We start from the raw sequence: 16126 nt of genomic DNA, 5'->3' as shown, positions 1-16126 counted from the left end.
GCCCTACGGTGGGCCGGCCGGGCGCCGACCGGGGCCGGGCAGGGGAGGGCAGGGGCATGGGGAGCTCGGCGCAGCGGCCGCGGGTGGCCGTGGGGTCGCTCGGCGGCACGATCACGATGACCGCACCCGCGGCGGGCGGCGGGGTGCAGCCGGCGCTGACCGCGGCCGACCTGCTCGCCGGCGTCCCCGCGCTGGCCGAGGTGGCCGACCTCGCCGCCACCACGCTGCAGACCGTGCCGAGCGCCTGGCTCAGCCCGGCCGACGTGGTCGCCGCCGCGGACTGGGCCGGGCAGCAGGTGGCAGCGGGCGCGGCCGGCGTCGTCCTGGTCCAGGGCACCGACACGATCGAGGAGACGGTCTACCTGCTGGACCTGCTCTGGGACCGCCCCGAGCCGGTCGTCGTCACCGGCGCGATGCGCAACCCGTCGTCGGCCGGCGCCGACGGCCCGGCCAACCTGCTCGCCGCCGTCCGGGTCGCGGCAGACCCCGGGGCGCGCGACCGCGGCGCGCTGGTGGTGTTCGCCGACGAGGTGCACGCCGCGGCGCGGGTGCGCAAGACCGACAGCACCGCGCTGCAGGCCTTCACCTCCGGGGTCTTCGGCGCGCTCGGCCGGGTGCACGAGCAGACGGTGACCTTCGCCGGGCCGGCGGCGCGCTGGCCGGCGCTGCCCCGGCCGCAGGAGGGCCGCGACCCGCGTGTGGCGCTGCTGGAGACCTCCCTCGGGGACCGCGGCGAGCTGCTGGCGCTGGTCGCCGAGGCGGGCTGGGACGGGGTCGTGGTCGCCGGGTTCGGCGCCGGGCACGTGTCGGCGACCGCGGCCGAGGTGGTGGGTGCGGTGGCGGGCCGCTGCCCCCTCGTGCTGGCGACCCGCACCGGCGGGGGCCCGGTGCTGTCGGCCACCTACGGCTTCGTCGGCAGCGAGGAGGACCTGCTCGGCCGCGGCGTCCTGCCCGCGGGGTGGCTCGACCCACGCAAGGCGCGGCTGCTGCTGTGGACCCTCCTGGCCGCCGGTGCCGACGCGGCGACCGTCCGGGCGACCGTGAGCGCCCGGGGCGCGGCGCCGGGCGGGCCCGCCCAGGCCGGGCCCGCCTAGGCAGGGGCGGCGGCTCAGAGCCGGCCGCCGGTCTGCTCGAGGATGTCCCGCACGCGCTGCTTGGCCAGCTCGGTGTAGCGGTAGACCGCCGCCCGGGCCGTCTCCGCGTCGCCGCGCTCCAGGCCCTCGGTGATCCCGCGCTGCGCCTCGATGAAGCTCTGCGAGGTCACCGGCGTCGCCCCGAAGCTGCGGGTCATCACCGACCGGATGTGCAGCTCGCTGAAGGCCGCGGTCAGCGCGGTGCTGTGGGCCAGGGCGACCAGCGTCTCGTGGAAGGCGTAGTTGGCGTCGAGGTAGCCGTCGAAGTCGACGAAGCGCTCACCCACCAGGAGCGCGGCCATGGCCTCGAACCGGGCCCGCAGCCCGGCCAGCTCCGCCTCGGGCACCCGGCCGCACACCATGTCGATGACGCCGAGCTCGATGGCGCAGCGGGCGTCGAAGGTCTCGTCCGACGTCCGCGCCGTGAACGGGACGACGACGTAGCCGCGCTCCGGGTCGCGGCGCACCAGGCCCTCGGCGGCCAACCGGGAGAGCGCGTAGAACGCCGCCGACTTGTCCACGTCCAGCGAGTAGGCGAGGTCGTCGAGCAGCAGCACGGTGTCGGCGGCGTACCGACGCTCCAGCACCTGCTGGCGGGCCCGCAGGTAGACGGCGTCGTCGCGGGCGAACTCGAAGCGCCCGAACCCGCCGCGGAAGTAGGTCAGCGGGGCGCCCTCGTCGGCCTCGGCCTGGCGGACCCGGCCGAGGAAGATCGTGTGGGTGGCGGCGTCGACCTGCTCGACCACCTCGCACTCGATCCGTGCCAGCGCCTCGGTCAGCAGCGGCACGCCCGTGACGCCCTCGGCCACCTGCACCCCGGCGAACTTGTCCACCGACGGTGTCGCGAACTGCTGCGCCAGGTGGCCCTGGCCCTGGCCGAGCACGTTGACGCCGTAGGCGCCGGCCTCGGCCACCGCGGCGCAGGTGGCCGAGGAGCTGTTCAGGCAGGCCAGCATCATCGGCGGGTCCAGCGACAGGGAGGTCACCGAGCTCGCCGTCATGCCGAACGCACCCTCGGCGGTGCGGGTCGTCACCAGTGTCACCCCGCTGGCGAGGTGGCCGACGACGTGCCGGAACCGCTGGGCGTCGAACGCCGGGGGAGCTGCCGGCTCGGGGGTCGTCACGCGGGACCTCCTCGGGAGGCCGTGCCGCACCCCGGTCGGGCGCGGACCTGTCCGTCGAGTAGAACGGCGGCGCGGGCCCGGGGGGATGGCGGAGCGCGTCATGCGGGTGCCGCCGCGATGGCGGAGCCCGTCACCACGGCGTCCCGACTCACGTCCGCCGTCATCCGCCGGCGGTCAACTTGTCCGGTCCCGACACTGCCCGGGGACCGGTCCGGGGCCTTGACTGGCGGCGTCCACCGGCCGAGCCCCGAGGAGACGTCGTGAGACTGGGCTACTTCGCCATGCCGATGCACCCGCAGGGGCGCACCTGGGCCGAGACGCTGCAGGAGGACCGCGAGGCGGTCATCCTGGCCGACCGCCTCGGCTTCCACGACGCGTTCATCGGCGAGCACCTCACCGACCGGCACGAGAACATCACCAACAGCCTGGTCTTCCTCGCCACCCTCATCCCGGAGACCCAGCGCATCCGGCTCGGCACCGGGACGACGAACCTCTCGCACATGCACCCCGCGCTGGTGGCCGTGAACAGCGCCATGTTCGACCACCTCGCCGGCGGCCGGTTCATCCTCGGCGTCAGCCCGGGCGCGCTGCCCTCGGACGCGGAGCTGCTCGGCATCCTCAAGGAGGACCGCAACCAGATCTTCGCCGAGGCCATCGACGTCATCACGGCGCTGTGGGAGCGCGAGCCGCCGTACGACATCGACTTCCCCGACAACCGGTTCACGGTCAGCACCGCCAACACCTTCGACGGCGACGTCGGGGTCGGGATCGTCGGCAAGCCCCTGCAGCAGCCCCGCCCCGAGGTCGTCGGCACCGTCGTCGCGCCGTTCTCCAAGGGCGTCGTCGCCATGGGCGCCAAGGACTTCCACCCGCTGTCGGCCAACTTCCTGCTGCCGCAGTGGGTGGCCACGCACTGGCCCAACTACGTGCAGGGCAAGGAGTCGGTCGGCGCCACCGCGTCCCCGGCGGACTGGCGGGTCGCGCGCACGGTCTTCGTCGCCGACGACGCCGACGTCGCCGAGGCCTACGGGCGGGCCGACGCGAGCAGCCCGTACCGCTACTACTACGGGAAGATGCTCGGCAAGATGCGGTCGCTGGGCCGCCTGGCGCTGTTCAAGACCTCCCGCGACCAGCCCGACGAGGAGGTCACCCTCGAGGGCGTCCTGCGCGACCTGGTCATCTGCGGCACCCCCGACTCGGTCGCCGACCAGATCCTGGCGCTGCGCGAGCAGACCGGGGAGTTCGGCGAGCTGGTCTACGCCGGCCTGGACTGGGTCGACCCCGAGCTGGCCCGGCGGTCGATGGAGCTCATGGCCACCAAGGTCATGCCGCGGGTCAACGAGGCGCTGGGCGCCGACGACGGCCCCGTCCCGGCCGACGGGGGGCGGTGACGGTGGGGGAGGACCGGCTGCCGCTGCCCCCGGAGGAGCAGCTGACCGACGCCCAGCGGGCGGCGGTCGCCGAGATCAGCTCGGGCCCGCGCGGCGCGGTCATCGGCCCGTTCGCGCCGCTGCTGCGCAGCCCCGAGCTGATGACCCGGCTGCAGAAGGTCGGCGAGCACCTGCGCTGGTCCAGCCCGCTGGACCGCCGGCTGTTCGAGATGACCATCCTGTTCGTCTCCCGCTGGTGGGACCAGGACTTCGAGTGGAGCTACCACCACCCGCTCGCCCTCGAGGCGGGCCTGGACCCGGCGGTCGCCGACGCCATCGGCGAGGGACGGCGGCCCGAGGGCATGGACCCGGCCGCGGAGGCGGTCTGGGACCTGCTCGACGAGCTGCACCGGACCAAGCGGGTCGGCGACGACACCTGGGCCCGGGCGCTGGAGCATCTCGGGGACGCCGGCGCGGTCGAGGTCGTCGGCACGGCCGGCTACTACACGACGCTGGCGATGGTCATGAACGTGGCCCGCACCCCGGTGCCCGGCGGCTCGATCCTGCCCGACCTGCGCGCCGAGGAGGTGCGACGGTGAGCCCGCTGCCGACCCCGGCCCTGCACCGGAGCGGGGAGGGCCCGCCGGTCCTGCTGCTGCACCCGCTGGGCGTCGACGCCGGCTTCTGGGACGACGTCGTCCCGGCCCTGTCCGGCCACGAGGTGCTCACCTACGACTTCCCCGGCCACGGGGCGACGCCGGTGCCCGAGCAGCCGTACACGATCGAGGACCTCACCGAGCAGGCCGCGGCGCTGCTGACCGAGGCCGGCGCCGCCCCGGCCGACGTCGTGGGCGTCTCCCTCGGCGGGCTGGTCGCGCAGCGGCTGGCCGCCTGTCACCCGGAGCTGGTCCGCCGGCTGGTCGTGGTCGACGCCGTCGTGGTCTACCCGCCGCCGCTCAAGCAGCAGTGGCGGGACCGGGCGGCGGCCGCACCCGAGCAGGGCATGGCGTCGTTCGTCGACCCGACGCTGTCGCTGTGGTTCACCGCGGACACGCTGGCCGCCGGTGGGCCGGTCGTCGAACGGGTCCGGCGCACCGTCGCCGACGCCGACCCGCGGGGCTACGCGGCCGCCTGCGCCGCCCTGGAGGAGGTGGACCTGACCGGCCTCGTCGGGCGGATCACCGCGCCCACGCTGCTGGTCTGCGGGGAGGACGACGCCCCGCCGTTCACCGCGGCGGCCCGCGAGCTGGCCGCCACGCTGCCCGACGCCCGGCTGGTGTGGCTGTCCCCGGCCCGGCACGCCGGCGTGCTGGAGCAGCGCGACGCGTTCGTCGACGCCCTCACCGGCTTCCTCGGCGACGGAGCGGCCCGGTGAGCCGCGAGCCGGTCGGGTTCCTGGGCCTGGGCGTCATGGGCTCGGCGATGAGCGGGCACCTGCTCGCCGCCGGGTACCCCGTCCTCGGCTTCGACCCCGACCCCGCCCGCCGTGCCGAGCACGAGGAGCGCGGGGGGACGGTCTGCGCCGACCCCGCCGAGGTGGCCCGCGGCGCCGGGGTCGTGGTGACCTCGCTGCCCAGCGCCGCCGCCCTCCGCAGCGTGCTGGACGCGCTGTCCGGCGGCGTGCACGAGGGGCTGGTGCTGGTGGAGACCAGCACGCTGTCCCCGGAGACCAAGCGGGAGGGGGCCGAGCGCGCGCGGGCGTTCGGCGCCACCCTGCTGGACTGCCCCATGAGCGGCACCGGCCAGCAGGCCCGCGACGGCGACCTGATCGCCTACCTCAGCGGGGACGAGCAGGCCAAGGCGCGGGCGCGGCCGGTGCTCGAGACCTTCACCCGCGCCCAGTACGACCTGGGCGCGTTCGGCCAGGGCACCGCCATGAAGCTGGTGGCCAACCTGCTGGTGGCGGTGCACAACGCCGCCGCCGCGGAGGCGCTGCTGCTCGCGCAGCGGGCCGGGCTGGACCTGGAGCAGGTGCTCTCCGCCGTGGGGGACGGCGCCGGCGGCTCGCGGATGCTGCAGGTGCGCGGCCCGCTCATGGCCGCCGGGCGGTACCAGCCGGCCACGGCCACCGTCGCGACCATGCAGAAGGACAACGGGCTCATCGCCGAGTTCGCGCAGGGGGTGGCCAGCCCGACGCCGCTGTTCGCGGCCACCCGGGTGCTCTACGAGGCCGCGGTCGCGCAGGACCGGCTCACCGAGGACACCGCCTGCGTGTTCGGCGTCCTCCAGCGGCTGGCCGGCCAGTGAGCGCGGTACTGCTACGCGAGCAGCCGCTGCAGGCGCAGGGCGACCTGCAGCTCGGTGCGCCGCTCCGACAGCGGGTGACCGAGGTGCTCCTCGGCCCGGTGCAGCCGGTTGCGGACGGTGTGCTCGTGCAGCTGGAGGTGCTCGGCGGTGGCCACGTGGCTGCCGAGCCGGGAGGAGGCCTCCAGCGTCTCGCGCAGCCGGGCGGCCTCGGCGGTGTCCTCGGCCAGCGGGCCGAGCTCGGTGCGCACGAAGCGGCGGGCCCGCTCGGGGTCGCGCATGAGCAGGATCTCCAGGGCCACCGCGGCGTGCTCGAGCACCCGCGGGGCGGCGGCGCGGCCCCACGCGGCGCGCACCCGCTCGACGTCCTGGGCCTGCGCGTAGGCCTCGCGGAAGCCCGCCAGGCCGGCCAGCGGCTCGGAGACGGAGGCCTCCACCCCGGCGTCGGCCAGCGCGGCGAGCAGGCGCCGGCGCCCGTCCGGCGTCCAGCCGGGGACGGTCAGCCAGACCGCCGTCCGGCTCAGGTCGACGGGGTGCACCAGGGTCGACCGGACGCCGGTGCGGGCGCGCACCCCGGTCATCAGGCTGCCGGCCGCGCCCTCGGCGACCGAGGGCAGCAGGACGACGACGTGCTCCCCGCCGAGGTCGTGGTCGAGGGTGATGAGGTCCGAGGGGGCCAGCGACGTGCGGTCCCCGCGCAGGATCTCGCGCACCAGCCCCTGCCGGACGTGCGCGCGGGTGCGGCTGAGCGCCTCGTCCACCCGCGCGTGGTTGTCCGCGACCAAGGAGGCGACGTGGTCCTGGTAGTCGAAGATCGCGGTGGTCAGCCGGACCAGGGCGTGCACGGCCTCCGCGCGGGGGACGTCGGCGGCCTCGGCCACCTCCTGCAGCCGGTCGGCCCAGGCCTGCCACATCTCGGCGAACCCCACGCGGTAGGAGCGCTGCAGCGCGGTCTGCGGGATCCGCAGCTCGGCCTGCACGCGGGCGAACACCAGCGGCTGCTCCAGGCGGACCGCCTCCAGCGGCAGCCGCCCGCAGAGGACCTGCTGGAGCAGCCGCAGGTTCTCCTGGACGCTGGCCCGCAGGTGCTCGGCGAAGCCGGCGTCGTCGGCGAGGTCGGGGAAGGCCACCGCGACGTCGCGGGCCACCACGCGCTCGCACAGCGCGGCCAGGTCGACGTCGGCGGCCAGCTCGCGCACCCAGGCGGGCAGCGGCTCGCGACCGGTGAGCGCGGGGTCGGCCGCGTCGAGCACCGGGTCCCTCCCTCCGCCGACGGCCGCCGCGACGCTACACGTGACGCAGGGCACGTTCCAGCGTGCGGGGGTGCCCTCCCGCTCCCGGGTGAGCGGGCCGCCGGGCGGACGCCGACCGGACCGGTGTCGCGGTGACCGGCGTGCTGCCCGGCCACCGGCCGCTGCGGGTGGGCGTGCTCGGCGGTTCGCTGATCGGGCTCACCACCGCGCTGGTGTTCCGCGACATCGGCTGCGACGTCGACGTCTACGAGCGTTCCCGCGCACCGCTGGAGGGCCGCGGGGTGGGCATCGTGCTGCACCCCACGACGGTGCGGTACCTGCTGGACAACCGGCTGCTGGACCTGTCGGCGGTGAGCACGTCGGCGCGGTGGCACCGCTACCTGGCCGACGACGGGTCGGTCCTCAGCGAGGACGCCCGCCGGCACCACTTCACCGGCTACAACACGCTCTACGGCACGCTGCTGGGCGCCTTCGGCCGCGACCGCTACCACCTCGACTCCGAGGCGACGGGCATCCGGCAGACGCCCGACGAGGTGGAGATCGCCTTCGCCGACGGCCGGACCGCGACCTGCGACCTGCTGGTCGGGGCCGACGGCGTCTCCTCGTTCGCCCGCCGCACGATGCTGCCCGACGTCCAGCCGCGCTACGGCGGTTACGTGGCCTGGCGCGGGGTCGTCGACGAGCGCGAGCTGAGCCCGGCGACGTTCGCCGCGCTCGACGACTCGCTCACCTACTACGTCCGCCCCCACAGCCACGCGCTGACCTACCCGATCCCGAACTACGACGGCGCGGTCGAGCCGGGACGCCGCTTGATGAACCTGGTCTGGTACCGCAACGTCGCCGAGGGCGCGGCGCTGGCCGACCTGCTCACCGATCGCACGGGCCGGCAGCGCGACGTCTCCCTCCCGCCCGGCGCGGTGCGCGACGAGCACCTCGCCGACTTCCGCGACACCGCGCAGGCCCAGCTGCCGCCGCCGCTGGCCGAGGTCGCGGGCCGGGCGGCGGCCCCGTTCCTGCAGGTGATGGTCGACGTCGAGGTGCCCCGGATGGCCTTCGGCCGGGTCGCGCTGGTCGGCGACGCCGCGTTCGCCGTCCGGCCCCACGCGGCCGCGGCCACCGCCAAGGGCGCCGACGACGTGTGGGCGCTGGCCGCGGCCCTGCTGCGCGCCGGCGGCGACGTCCCCGAGGCGCTGCGGCTGTGGGAGCCCGCCCAGCTCGACCTCGGCCGCGCGCTGCTCGCCCGCACCCGCGACCTGGGCGAGGGCGCGCAGTTCCGCAGCGACTGGGTCCCGGGCGACCCGTCGCTCACGTTCGGTCTCCGGGAGCCGGGCGACTCCGCGGACATGCCCGTGCGGTGACCCCAACCGACCCGCGTCCCAGCCCCGGGGCGCGTCCACCCACCAGGTCAGGAGGAACCATGGCCAACTCGCCGGCCGATGACGTGCCCTTCCGGGGAGACGACGTCATCCGCGACTACATCGGCAAGTTCTCGAACTGGGGCCGCTGGGGGGCCGACGACCAGCTCGGGGCCCTCAACCACGTCGGCCCGGAGCAGGTCGTCGCGGCCGCCGGGCTGGTCCGCCAGGGCAAGGTCATCTCGATGGGGCTGCCGCTGGACCTCAACGGCCCGCAGTCGGGCGGCTTCCGCGCCAACCCGCTGAACATGATGACCGCGACCGGCACCGACTACCTGGCCGGCAAGCAGGACCCGCTGCCGGGCGGGTTCGGCCCGTCGAAGGGGTTCGGCTTCTCCGACGACGTCCTGGTCACCCCCAACCAGTCGGGCAGCCAGTGGGACAGCCTGGCGCACATCTTCTGGAAGGGGCAGATGTACAACGGCTTCGACGCCGGCAACGTCACCGCCAAGGGCGCGGCGACCTGCGGCATCCAGGTCGCCAAGGACAAGCTGGTCATGCGGGGCGTGCTGCTCGACGTCGCCCGGCACAAGGGCGTCGAGTGCCTGGAGCCCGGCTACGCGATCACCGTCGAGGACCTCGACGCCACGGCCGCGGCCCAGGGCGTGGAGGTCCGCACCGGTGACGCGGTCATCGTGCGGACGGGGATGACCGAGACCCGCCGCGGCAACTGGGGCGACTACAACGGCGGGGACGCACCCGGCCTGTCGCTGCACACCGCGCCGTGGCTGTACGAGCACGACGTCGCGGCGATCGCCACCGACACGTGGGGCTGCGAGGTGCGCCCCAACGAGGTCGACCTCTTCCAGCCGCTGCACATCGTCGCGCTGGTGCACATGGGGATCCTCTTCGGCGAGATCTGGGACCTGCAGGCCATCGGTGAGGACTGCGCCGCGGACGGCGTCTACGAGTTCATGCTCTCCGCGGCCCCGCTGCCGATCACCGGCGCGGCCGGCTCGCCGATGAACGCGATCGCGGTCAAGTGACGACCGGCGCGCCCCTCGAGGGGCAGGTGGCCGCGGTGACCGGGGCGGGGACCGGCATCGGCCGGGCGATCTCCCTGCGGCTGGCCGCCGAGGGCGCCGACGTCGTCCTGACCGGGCGGTCGACGGAGGCGATGGAGGAGGTCGCCGAGCAGATCCGGGCCGCCGGGCAGCGGGCGCTGCCGGTCGCGATGGACCTGCGCGACCCGGACTCGATCACGGCCGCCGCCAAGGCCGCGGACGCGGAGTTCGGCCGGGTGGACGTCCTGGTCAACAACAGCGGGGTCGGGGGGCCGAGCGCGCGGCTGGTGGAGATGCCGCTCGACGAGTGGGAGGACACCTTCCGCGTCAACGTGACCGGCACGCTGCTGGCCTGCAAGGCGTTCCTGCCCGGCATGATCGCCCGCCGGTCCGGCTCGGTGGTGGTCATCGGCTCGATGACCGGCAAGCGGCCGCTGGTCAACCGCACGCCCTACGCGGCGTCGAAGACCGCGCTGATCGGCCTGGTCCGCACCCTCGCCGTCGAGCTGGGCGGCTCCGGGGTGCGGGTCAACCTGATCTCGCCGGGCCCGGTGGAGGGCGCCCGGATCGAGTGGGTGCTCGAGCAGCAGGCCGCCGCCCGGGGCATCACCGTGGAGGAGGCCCGGGCCGACTTCCTGTCCGGCGCGGCGCTCAAGCGGCTGGTCAGCCCGCAGGACGTCGCCGACGCGGTCGCCTTCCTGGCTTCGCCCCGCGCCGCGGCGATCACCGGGGAGGACCTCAACGTGTCCAACGGGCTGGTCATGTACTGACAGAGGACCCCCTCCTCCCCACCCCTCGCACGCTCGGGGCGGGACCTGGGAGGGGTCGCCCGGTGGCGGTGCCGCGCGGCCGCCACCGGGCGCTGCTCAGAGCTGCCGGGCCAGCCGGGCGGCGTCGTGCACCAGCAGGCGCTGGGCGAACGCGTCCCAGGTGTCGCCCACGGTCAGCGGTCCCCGCTCTGCCGGCGTCCAGCCGACCGCCCAGACCACGAGGTCCAGGGGACCCACCGCCCCGGGCCCCTCGGCGCCGCCGAGCCCGAGGTGGGCGCGGGCGACGCCGCCCGGGACGACCCCGGTGACCGTCCGCCCGCCGTGGCCGGCCAGCCGGTGCGCCGTGGTCCCGGCGACCAGGGGGTGCGCGTCGGCCATGGGCCGGTCGCCGGGCACGACCAGCATGACCTGCTTGCCGGCCGCGGCGAGGAGCAGCGCCGTCTCCCCGGCGAGCAGGCCGGGGCCGACCACGGCCACCACCTCACCGGCGGCGTCGAGGTCCAGGCGCCCGGTCAGGACGTCGTCCGCCGTGACCACCGGGACGCTCCCGTCGCCGGGCGGGTCGGTCAGGACCGGCGTGCCCGGCGTCGCGTCGACGGTCACGTCGTGGTGCGCCGGGTCGGCGACCGGCACGACCCGGACCCCGAGGCGGTCCAGCTCCCGCCGGAAGTACGTGACGCCGTCGCCGACCTCGGCCGCGCCGGGCACCCGCGCCCGCAGCGCCAGCAGCCCGCCGAAGGGGAGCGCGCCGGTGGCCACGGTGACGTCGTGGCCGCGCAGGGCGGCGACCCGGGCCAGCTCCAGGCCCGCGACGCCGCTCCCGGCCACGAGGACCCGGCGCGGCCGCCCGGCCGGCACCACCGGCAGGTCCAGTTCGCGGCCGGTCTCCGGGTGCAGCAGGCAGGACACGCCCAGGGCCGTGGTGATGCCGCCGTGGCAGGCCTGGCAGGCGATGCAGGGGACGACCTCGTCCTCCCGGCCCGACAGCGACTTGGTCACGAAGTCCGGGTCGGCGATCAGTGCGCGGCCCAGTGCGACCAGGTCGGCGCTGCCCTCGGCGACGGCCCGCTCGGCCGCGGCCATCGTGTAGTAGCGGCCGACGGAGACCACCGGGACGGAGACGACCTCCCGGACCGCGGCGGCGAACCCGGCGAAGACCGCCGACCCGCCGCCCATCACCAGCGGCGAGTCCCGGACGGCGTTGGGGCCCACCCCGGCCGACACGTCGAGGTAGGCGATCCCGACCCGCTCCAGCCCGACCGCCACCCGACGGCAGACGTCGAGGTCCACGCCGCCGTCGTGGTAGTCCGAGCCGACGATGCGGGCGCCGACCGGGTAGTCCTCGCCCACCAGCTCCCGGATCCGCTCGATGATCCGCAGCGGGAACCGCATCCGGCCGGCGAGGTCGCCGCCGTACTCGTCCTGCCGCTGGTTCTGCGCGGGGGAGAGGAAGCCCAGCAGCAGGTAGGCGGTGCCCATGTGCAGCTCGACGCCGTCGAACCCGGCCTCCCGCGCCCGCCGGGCGCCCTGGGCGAAGGCCTCGACCAGCAGGTCGATCTCGTCGAGGGTCATCTCCTTGGGCACCGGGCGGCCGGGGGCGGGCAGCGGCGAGGGGGCGAGCACCGGCCAGCCGCTGAGCGCCTCCACCGCGACCCGCCCGCCGTGGTGCAGCTGCAGGACCGCCGGCGGTCCGTGCCGCTGGATGGCCCGCGCCAGCTCGGCCAGCCGCGGGACGAACCGGTCGTCGTGGATGGCCAGGTGGTTCGGCCAGCACTGGCCCGACGGGTGCACCAGCGCGGACTCCACGTGCACCAGCCCGAGCCCGCTGCGCGCCCGGCGCTCGTAGAACGCGAGGTGGCGAGGGTTGGAGGAGCCGTCGGGGTCGGGGAGCCCGTAGGTCGTCAGCGGCGACATGACCAGGCGGTTGGGGAGCCGCATGCCCCCGATCGTCAGGGGCCTGCGCACGGCCGGGTACCGCTCGGGCGGCGACGGCGTCACCCCAGCTCCGTCGTCCAGTCCCGCTGCTGGGTCGGGTAGATCGTGAGCAACTCGACGTTGGCCCGCTGGGGCAGCGCGGCCACGAACACGACGGTGTCCGCGATGTCCTCCGGCTGCAGCATGGTCGCCCGCGCCTCCGGCGTCGGGGGCACCGGCCGGTTCTCCAGGATCGGGGTGGCCACCTCGCCCGGGCAGATCGCACAGGCCCGGATGCCGTTGACCCGCTCGGCGAGGTTGACCGACTCGGTCAAGGAGTTCACCCCCGCCTTGGCGGCGTTGTACGCCGGCCCGGTCAGCGCGCTGGCGCGGTAGCCGGCCATCGACGACACGTTGACCACCGTGCCCGACCGCTGGGCCCGCATCGTCGGCAGCGCCGCGTGCGTCATCAGGAACGTGCCGGTCAGGTTGACCTGCACGATCGCGTGCCAGTCGGCCACCGACAGCGCCGCCAGGCTGCGCCGTGCGACGTTGACGCCGGCGTTGTTGACCAGCAGGTCCAGGCGGCCGTGCCGGCCCGTCACGTCCGCGACCAGTCGCTCCACCGCCTCGGCGTCCCCGACGTCGGCCGTCGCGGCGGTCGCGGACCCGCCCGCGGCGGACACCGCGTCGACGGTCTCCTCCAGCGGCTCGGGCCGCCGGCCGACCACGACCACCCGGGCCCCCCGGACGGCGAGGGCCACGGCCGTCGCCCGGCCGATGCCGGTCCCTCCACCGGTGACGACGGCGATCCGCCCGTCCAGGTCGTCCATGGGCGCGTCCCCCGTCGGCTGGCGTCGGCTCGGTCCTCTGCATTGTGTTCGGCCACAAGCCGAGGGCTTTGTGTGGCGGCCCAAAAACCCGGCCGTCGATCTGTCCGGATCGTGGAGTGCTGCGCGTCACATCGCCGCTAACTTCGTCGCCCGAGCCCGGCGCAACCCTCGGTTCCGTGGACGCGCCGGGCGTCGACCGGATCGCTGTCCGCAGTCCCTCCCAGGCCCGGAGGCAAGCCCGTGACCGCTCTTGGACGCACCACTCGACGCTCGCGGATGGCAGGCGCCTGCCTCGCCGTGCTGCTGGCCGCCACCGCCTGCGGTGGGGACGACGCGGACTCGGGGTCCGCCGGAGGCGGCAGTGGCGGAGGTGGAGGGGACACCATCGCCCTGACCTTCGGCACCGCCGGGACGCCGGTGGTCTACGGCAGCCTGATGATGCACGTGGCCGACGAGGAGGGGATCCTCGACAAGTACGGCCTGGACGTCACCTTCCAGAACTTCGCCAACGGTGCCGACTCCGTGCGCGCCGTCATCGGCGGGCAGATCGACGCCGCCCTGACGTCCACGTCGAGCCTGGTGAACGTCGTCGCCGAGGGCGCGCCGGTCAAGGGCATGGTCGGCATGGACAAGCCCGACTACTACCTCGGGACCACCGACCCGGCCATCACCAGCTGCGAGGACCTCCGGGGCCAGACCATCGCGGTCGACCAGACCGGCGGTGCCCGCTACAACTCCACCGTCACGATGCTCGCCTCCTGCGGCCTGACCGTGGACGACGTCGAGTTCGTCAACTTCGCCGGCCCGCCGGTCATCCAGGCCCTGGTGCAGGGCCAGGTGACCATCGCCAACCTGCACTACGACGAGGAGGCGTTCATCGAGGCGACCACCGACACCAACGTCGAGGAGGTCATCAGCCTCGTCAAGGACGTCAACCCGAACACGCACTACGTGCTCCAGGTGGCGACGACCGACTACATCGAGCAGAACCGGGACGCCGTCGTCCGGCTGACCGCGGCCTACATCGAGGCCAACGAGTTCGTCCGCGACCCGGCCAACTCCGAGCGCTTCGCCGAGATCGCCTCGAAGTACAACCAGCAGCCGGTCGAGGTGGCCCAGGAGGCGGTCGACCTCTTCCTCGACTTCGAGTTCTGGCCGGAGGGTTCGGGCCTGGTCCAGGAGAAGGTCGAGGGCGTCATCCAGGAGCAGATCGACGCCGGCGCCATCACCGAGGCCAACGCGCCGACCTACGAGGACCTCATCGATCCCAGCATCTACGACGAGGCCCAGCAGCTGGTCGAGTCGAGCAACTGACCGGCACGCCACCGAGGGGGAGCGATCGGGATGGCGACGGAGAGATGGGCGCGCTGGGGCGTCTACGCCCTCAGCCTGGTGGTGCTCGCGGTCGTGTGGCAGCTCGCGGCCGCCGGGAGCGGGCTGCTGCTGGCGAGCTTCACCGAGACGATGGCGCGCCTGGGTGAGCTCATCAGCAACGGCGAGCTGCCGGCGGCACTGGTGTCCTCCGGCAAGATCTTCCTCACCGGCCTGGTGCTGTCGATCGTGCTGGGGCTCCCGCTCGGGCTGGTCTTCGCGCGGTTCCCGCTGGTCACCGCGGCGGTGGAGACGTACGTGTACGGGCTCTACGCCATCCCGGTGATCACGCTGGTGCCGTTCATCCTGGCCGGCATCGGGTTCGACTTCCGGGCGAAGGTCCTGGTCGTCGTCCTGACGGCGATCTTCCCCATCCTGATCAGCGCGATGGAGGGCGCCCGCAGCGTCCCCGGCCGGCTGCTCGACGTCGCCCACTCCTACGGCTCCACCGAGCGGCAGCTGTGGGCCGACGTGGTGATCCCCTACACGGTCCCGTACGCGGTGACCGGCATCAAGCAGGGCATCGCGGGGGCGCTGGTCGGCACGATCATCGCCGAGCTCTTCCTCAACGCCACCGGCGTCGGGGACCTGCTCATCCGCGCGTCGACCAACTTCGACTCCGCCGGCGCGCTGGCGGTGACCCTGGTCATCTCCGTCATCGCGGTGAGCCTGATGGGGGTGAGCGGGGTCGTCGAGCGGCGCTTCGCCGGCTGGCGGGAGGGGCTGTCCGGATGACCACGAAGCGAACCGGCACCAGGGAGCCGGCCGCCGCAGGCCGGCCGGTGAGCGCACCCACGGGTCAGGGCTCGACGGCCACCGAGGCGGTACCCCTGCCCGGCGAGCCCTCGGGCACGCCCCAGGCGGTCCCGCCGGGACGGCGGCGGGAACGCCGTCGGCCGCCGAACTGGTTGCTCCGGGTGATCACCGGCGTGCTGATCCTGGTTCTCTGGGACCTGGGCGCGCGGATGCTGGAGTCGCCGTTCATCGCCCGCCCGCTGGGTGTGGCGCAGGCCGTCCCGGAGGTGTTCGCCAGCGAGCAGTTCTGGGAGGACGCCTGGGCCACCATCGGCTCGGTCGTCTACGGCGTCCTCATCGGCGCCGCCGCGGGGCTGGTCCTGGGGCTGGCGATGGGCCGGATCAAACTCGTGCGCTGGTTCTTCACGTCCTACGTGAGCGCCCTCTACACCCTGCCCATGGTCGCGGTGGTCCCGCTGATGACCATCTGGCTCGGCTACACGGCCGAGACCCGGCTGGTCGCCGTCGCCCTGTCGGCGTTCCTGCCCATCGTGGTGACGACGGCGGACGGGTCGCGGGCCATCCCCAAGGAGTACCTGGACGTGGCCCGCACCTTCCGGGCGCGTGTGCACAACATCTGGTTCGGGATCGCCCTGCGCAACGCGATCCCGTACCTCATCGCCGGTCTGCAGCTGGCCATCGCCCGTGCGCTGGTCACCGCCGTCGCCGTCGAGTTCCTCGCCGGCGTCCCCGGCCTGGGCTACTCGATCCTGCAGCAGAGCCGCAGCTTCCAGCAGAACCAGGCCTTCGTCGGGGTCATCGTGCTGACCCTCTTCGTCGTCGCCGCCCGGGCCCTGCTGACGCTGGCCCGGCGGCGGTTCCTGCCCTGGTACGGCCGCTGACCCCCCGCCCCTCCACCCGTTCCTCCCCGGTGCGCCCCCCCCGGCGCCCTCCCGTCGC

15 protein-coding genes are annotated in these 16126 nt (G+C 74.7%); 11 read left to right on the top strand and 4 right to left on the bottom strand.

The window, feature by feature from the left end:
- Positions 1–56 precede the first annotated feature (56 nt).
- Positions 57–1094, top strand: coding sequence for an asparaginase (locus ACI79D_RS06935; RefSeq protein ID WP_456917594.1), 1038 nt, complete (start codon positions 57–59; stop codon positions 1092–1094).
- Positions 1095–1108: 14 nt separating this feature from the next.
- Here the strand turns inward: ACI79D_RS06935 and ACI79D_RS06930 are convergent, their stop codons facing one another.
- Entirely contained in the window at positions 1109–2257 is a 1149-nt protein-coding gene (locus ACI79D_RS06930) for a flavin reductase (protein WP_456917593.1), read from the bottom strand.
- A gap of 260 nt (positions 2258–2517) precedes the next feature.
- Between ACI79D_RS06930 and ACI79D_RS06925 the strand changes: the two genes are divergently transcribed.
- Genes ACI79D_RS06925 through ACI79D_RS06910 form a run of 4 tightly spaced genes read left to right on the top strand, consistent with a single transcriptional unit; the run spans position 2518 to position 5874 of the window.
- A complete protein-coding gene (locus ACI79D_RS06925) occupies positions 2518–3648 on the top strand; it encodes an LLM class flavin-dependent oxidoreductase (protein WP_456917592.1) in 1131 nt (376 codons plus the stop codon).
- Positions 3645–4226, top strand: coding sequence for a carboxymuconolactone decarboxylase family protein (locus ACI79D_RS06920; protein WP_456917591.1), 582 nt, complete (start codon positions 3645–3647; stop codon positions 4224–4226). The genes ACI79D_RS06925 and ACI79D_RS06920 overlap by 4 nt, the downstream gene beginning before the upstream one ends.
- Positions 4223–5002, top strand: coding sequence for an alpha/beta fold hydrolase (locus tag ACI79D_RS06915; protein WP_456917590.1), 780 nt, complete (start codon positions 4223–4225; stop codon positions 5000–5002). The genes ACI79D_RS06920 and ACI79D_RS06915 overlap by 4 nt, the downstream gene beginning before the upstream one ends.
- Positions 4906–5874, top strand: a complete 969-nt coding sequence (locus ACI79D_RS06910) for an NAD(P)-dependent oxidoreductase (RefSeq protein ID WP_456917589.1) — start codon at positions 4906–4908, stop codon at positions 5872–5874. The genes ACI79D_RS06915 and ACI79D_RS06910 overlap by 97 nt, the downstream gene beginning before the upstream one ends.
- An 11-nt stretch (positions 5875–5885) precedes the next feature.
- Here the strand turns inward: ACI79D_RS06910 and ACI79D_RS06905 are convergent, their stop codons facing one another.
- Positions 5886–7124 (bottom strand): PucR family transcriptional regulator, encoded by a 1239-nt coding sequence (locus ACI79D_RS06905; RefSeq protein ID WP_456917588.1) that lies wholly within the window; start codon positions 7122–7124, stop codon positions 5886–5888.
- 131 nt (positions 7125–7255) lie between these two features.
- Between ACI79D_RS06905 and ACI79D_RS06900 the strand changes: the two genes are divergently transcribed.
- Genes ACI79D_RS06900 through ACI79D_RS06890 form a run of 3 tightly spaced genes read left to right on the top strand, consistent with a single transcriptional unit; the run spans position 7256 to position 10313 of the window.
- Positions 7256–8482 (top strand): FAD binding domain-containing protein, encoded by a 1227-nt coding sequence (locus ACI79D_RS06900; RefSeq protein WP_456917587.1) that lies wholly within the window; start codon positions 7256–7258, stop codon positions 8480–8482.
- 59 nt (positions 8483–8541) lie between these two features.
- Positions 8542–9525, top strand: a complete 984-nt coding sequence (locus ACI79D_RS06895; protein WP_456917586.1) for a cyclase family protein — start codon at positions 8542–8544, stop codon at positions 9523–9525.
- Entirely contained in the window at positions 9522–10313 is a 792-nt protein-coding gene (locus tag ACI79D_RS06890; protein WP_456917585.1) for an SDR family NAD(P)-dependent oxidoreductase, read from the top strand. Before ACI79D_RS06895 ends, ACI79D_RS06890 begins: the two co-directional genes overlap by 4 nt.
- A 96-nt stretch (positions 10314–10409) precedes the next feature.
- Here ACI79D_RS06890 and ACI79D_RS06885 read toward each other — a convergent pair whose 3' ends face one another.
- Both ACI79D_RS06885 and ACI79D_RS06880 read right to left on the bottom strand, forming a co-directional pair.
- A complete protein-coding gene (locus tag ACI79D_RS06885; RefSeq protein ID WP_456917607.1) occupies positions 10410–12278 on the bottom strand; it encodes an oxidoreductase in 1869 nt (622 codons plus the stop codon).
- A 29-nt stretch (positions 12279–12307) separates the two neighbouring features.
- Entirely contained in the window at positions 12308–13060 is a 753-nt protein-coding gene (locus ACI79D_RS06880; protein ID WP_456917584.1) for an SDR family oxidoreductase, read from the bottom strand.
- A 276-nt stretch (positions 13061–13336) separates the two neighbouring features.
- Here ACI79D_RS06880 and ACI79D_RS06875 point away from each other — a divergent pair, with 276 nt between their 5' ends.
- The 3 genes from ACI79D_RS06875 to ACI79D_RS06865 are packed head-to-tail and all read left to right on the top strand — an operon-like array spanning position 13337 to position 16068.
- Positions 13337–14374, top strand: a complete 1038-nt coding sequence (locus ACI79D_RS06875) for an ABC transporter substrate-binding protein (RefSeq protein WP_456917583.1) — start codon at positions 13337–13339, stop codon at positions 14372–14374.
- Between the two features lie 30 nt (positions 14375–14404).
- Complete coding sequence (locus tag ACI79D_RS06870; protein WP_456917582.1) at positions 14405–15166, top strand: ABC transporter permease; 762 nt, start codon at positions 14405–14407, stop codon at positions 15164–15166.
- Positions 15163–16068, top strand: coding sequence for an ABC transporter permease (locus tag ACI79D_RS06865; protein WP_456917581.1), 906 nt, complete (start codon positions 15163–15165; stop codon positions 16066–16068). Before ACI79D_RS06870 ends, ACI79D_RS06865 begins: the two co-directional genes overlap by 4 nt.
- Positions 16069–16126 lie beyond the last annotated feature (58 nt).

This window comes from Geodermatophilus sp. SYSU D00708 (assembly GCF_054050115.1).
The sequence above is the reverse complement of the archived record's forward strand: the minus strand, read 5'-3'. Positions and strand labels throughout refer to the sequence as shown.

Coding starts and splice junctions, on each gene's coding strand:
- ACI79D_RS06895 (WP_456917586.1), top strand. CDS start 8,542: ATGGCCAACTCGCCGGCCGATGACGTGCCCTTCCGGGGAGACGACGTC.
- ACI79D_RS06865 (WP_456917581.1), top strand. CDS start 15,163: ATGACCACGAAGCGAACCGGCACCAGGGAGCCGGCCGCCGCAGGCCGG.
- ACI79D_RS06870 (WP_456917582.1), top strand. CDS start 14,405: ATGGCGACGGAGAGATGGGCGCGCTGGGGCGTCTACGCCCTCAGCCTG.
- ACI79D_RS06875 (WP_456917583.1), top strand. CDS start 13,337: ATGGCAGGCGCCTGCCTCGCCGTGCTGCTGGCCGCCACCGCCTGCGGT.
- ACI79D_RS06880 (WP_456917584.1), bottom strand. CDS start 13,060: ATGGACGACCTGGACGGGCGGATCGCCGTCGTCACCGGTGGAGGGACC.
- ACI79D_RS06935 (WP_456917594.1), top strand. CDS start 57: ATGGGGAGCTCGGCGCAGCGGCCGCGGGTGGCCGTGGGGTCGCTCGGC.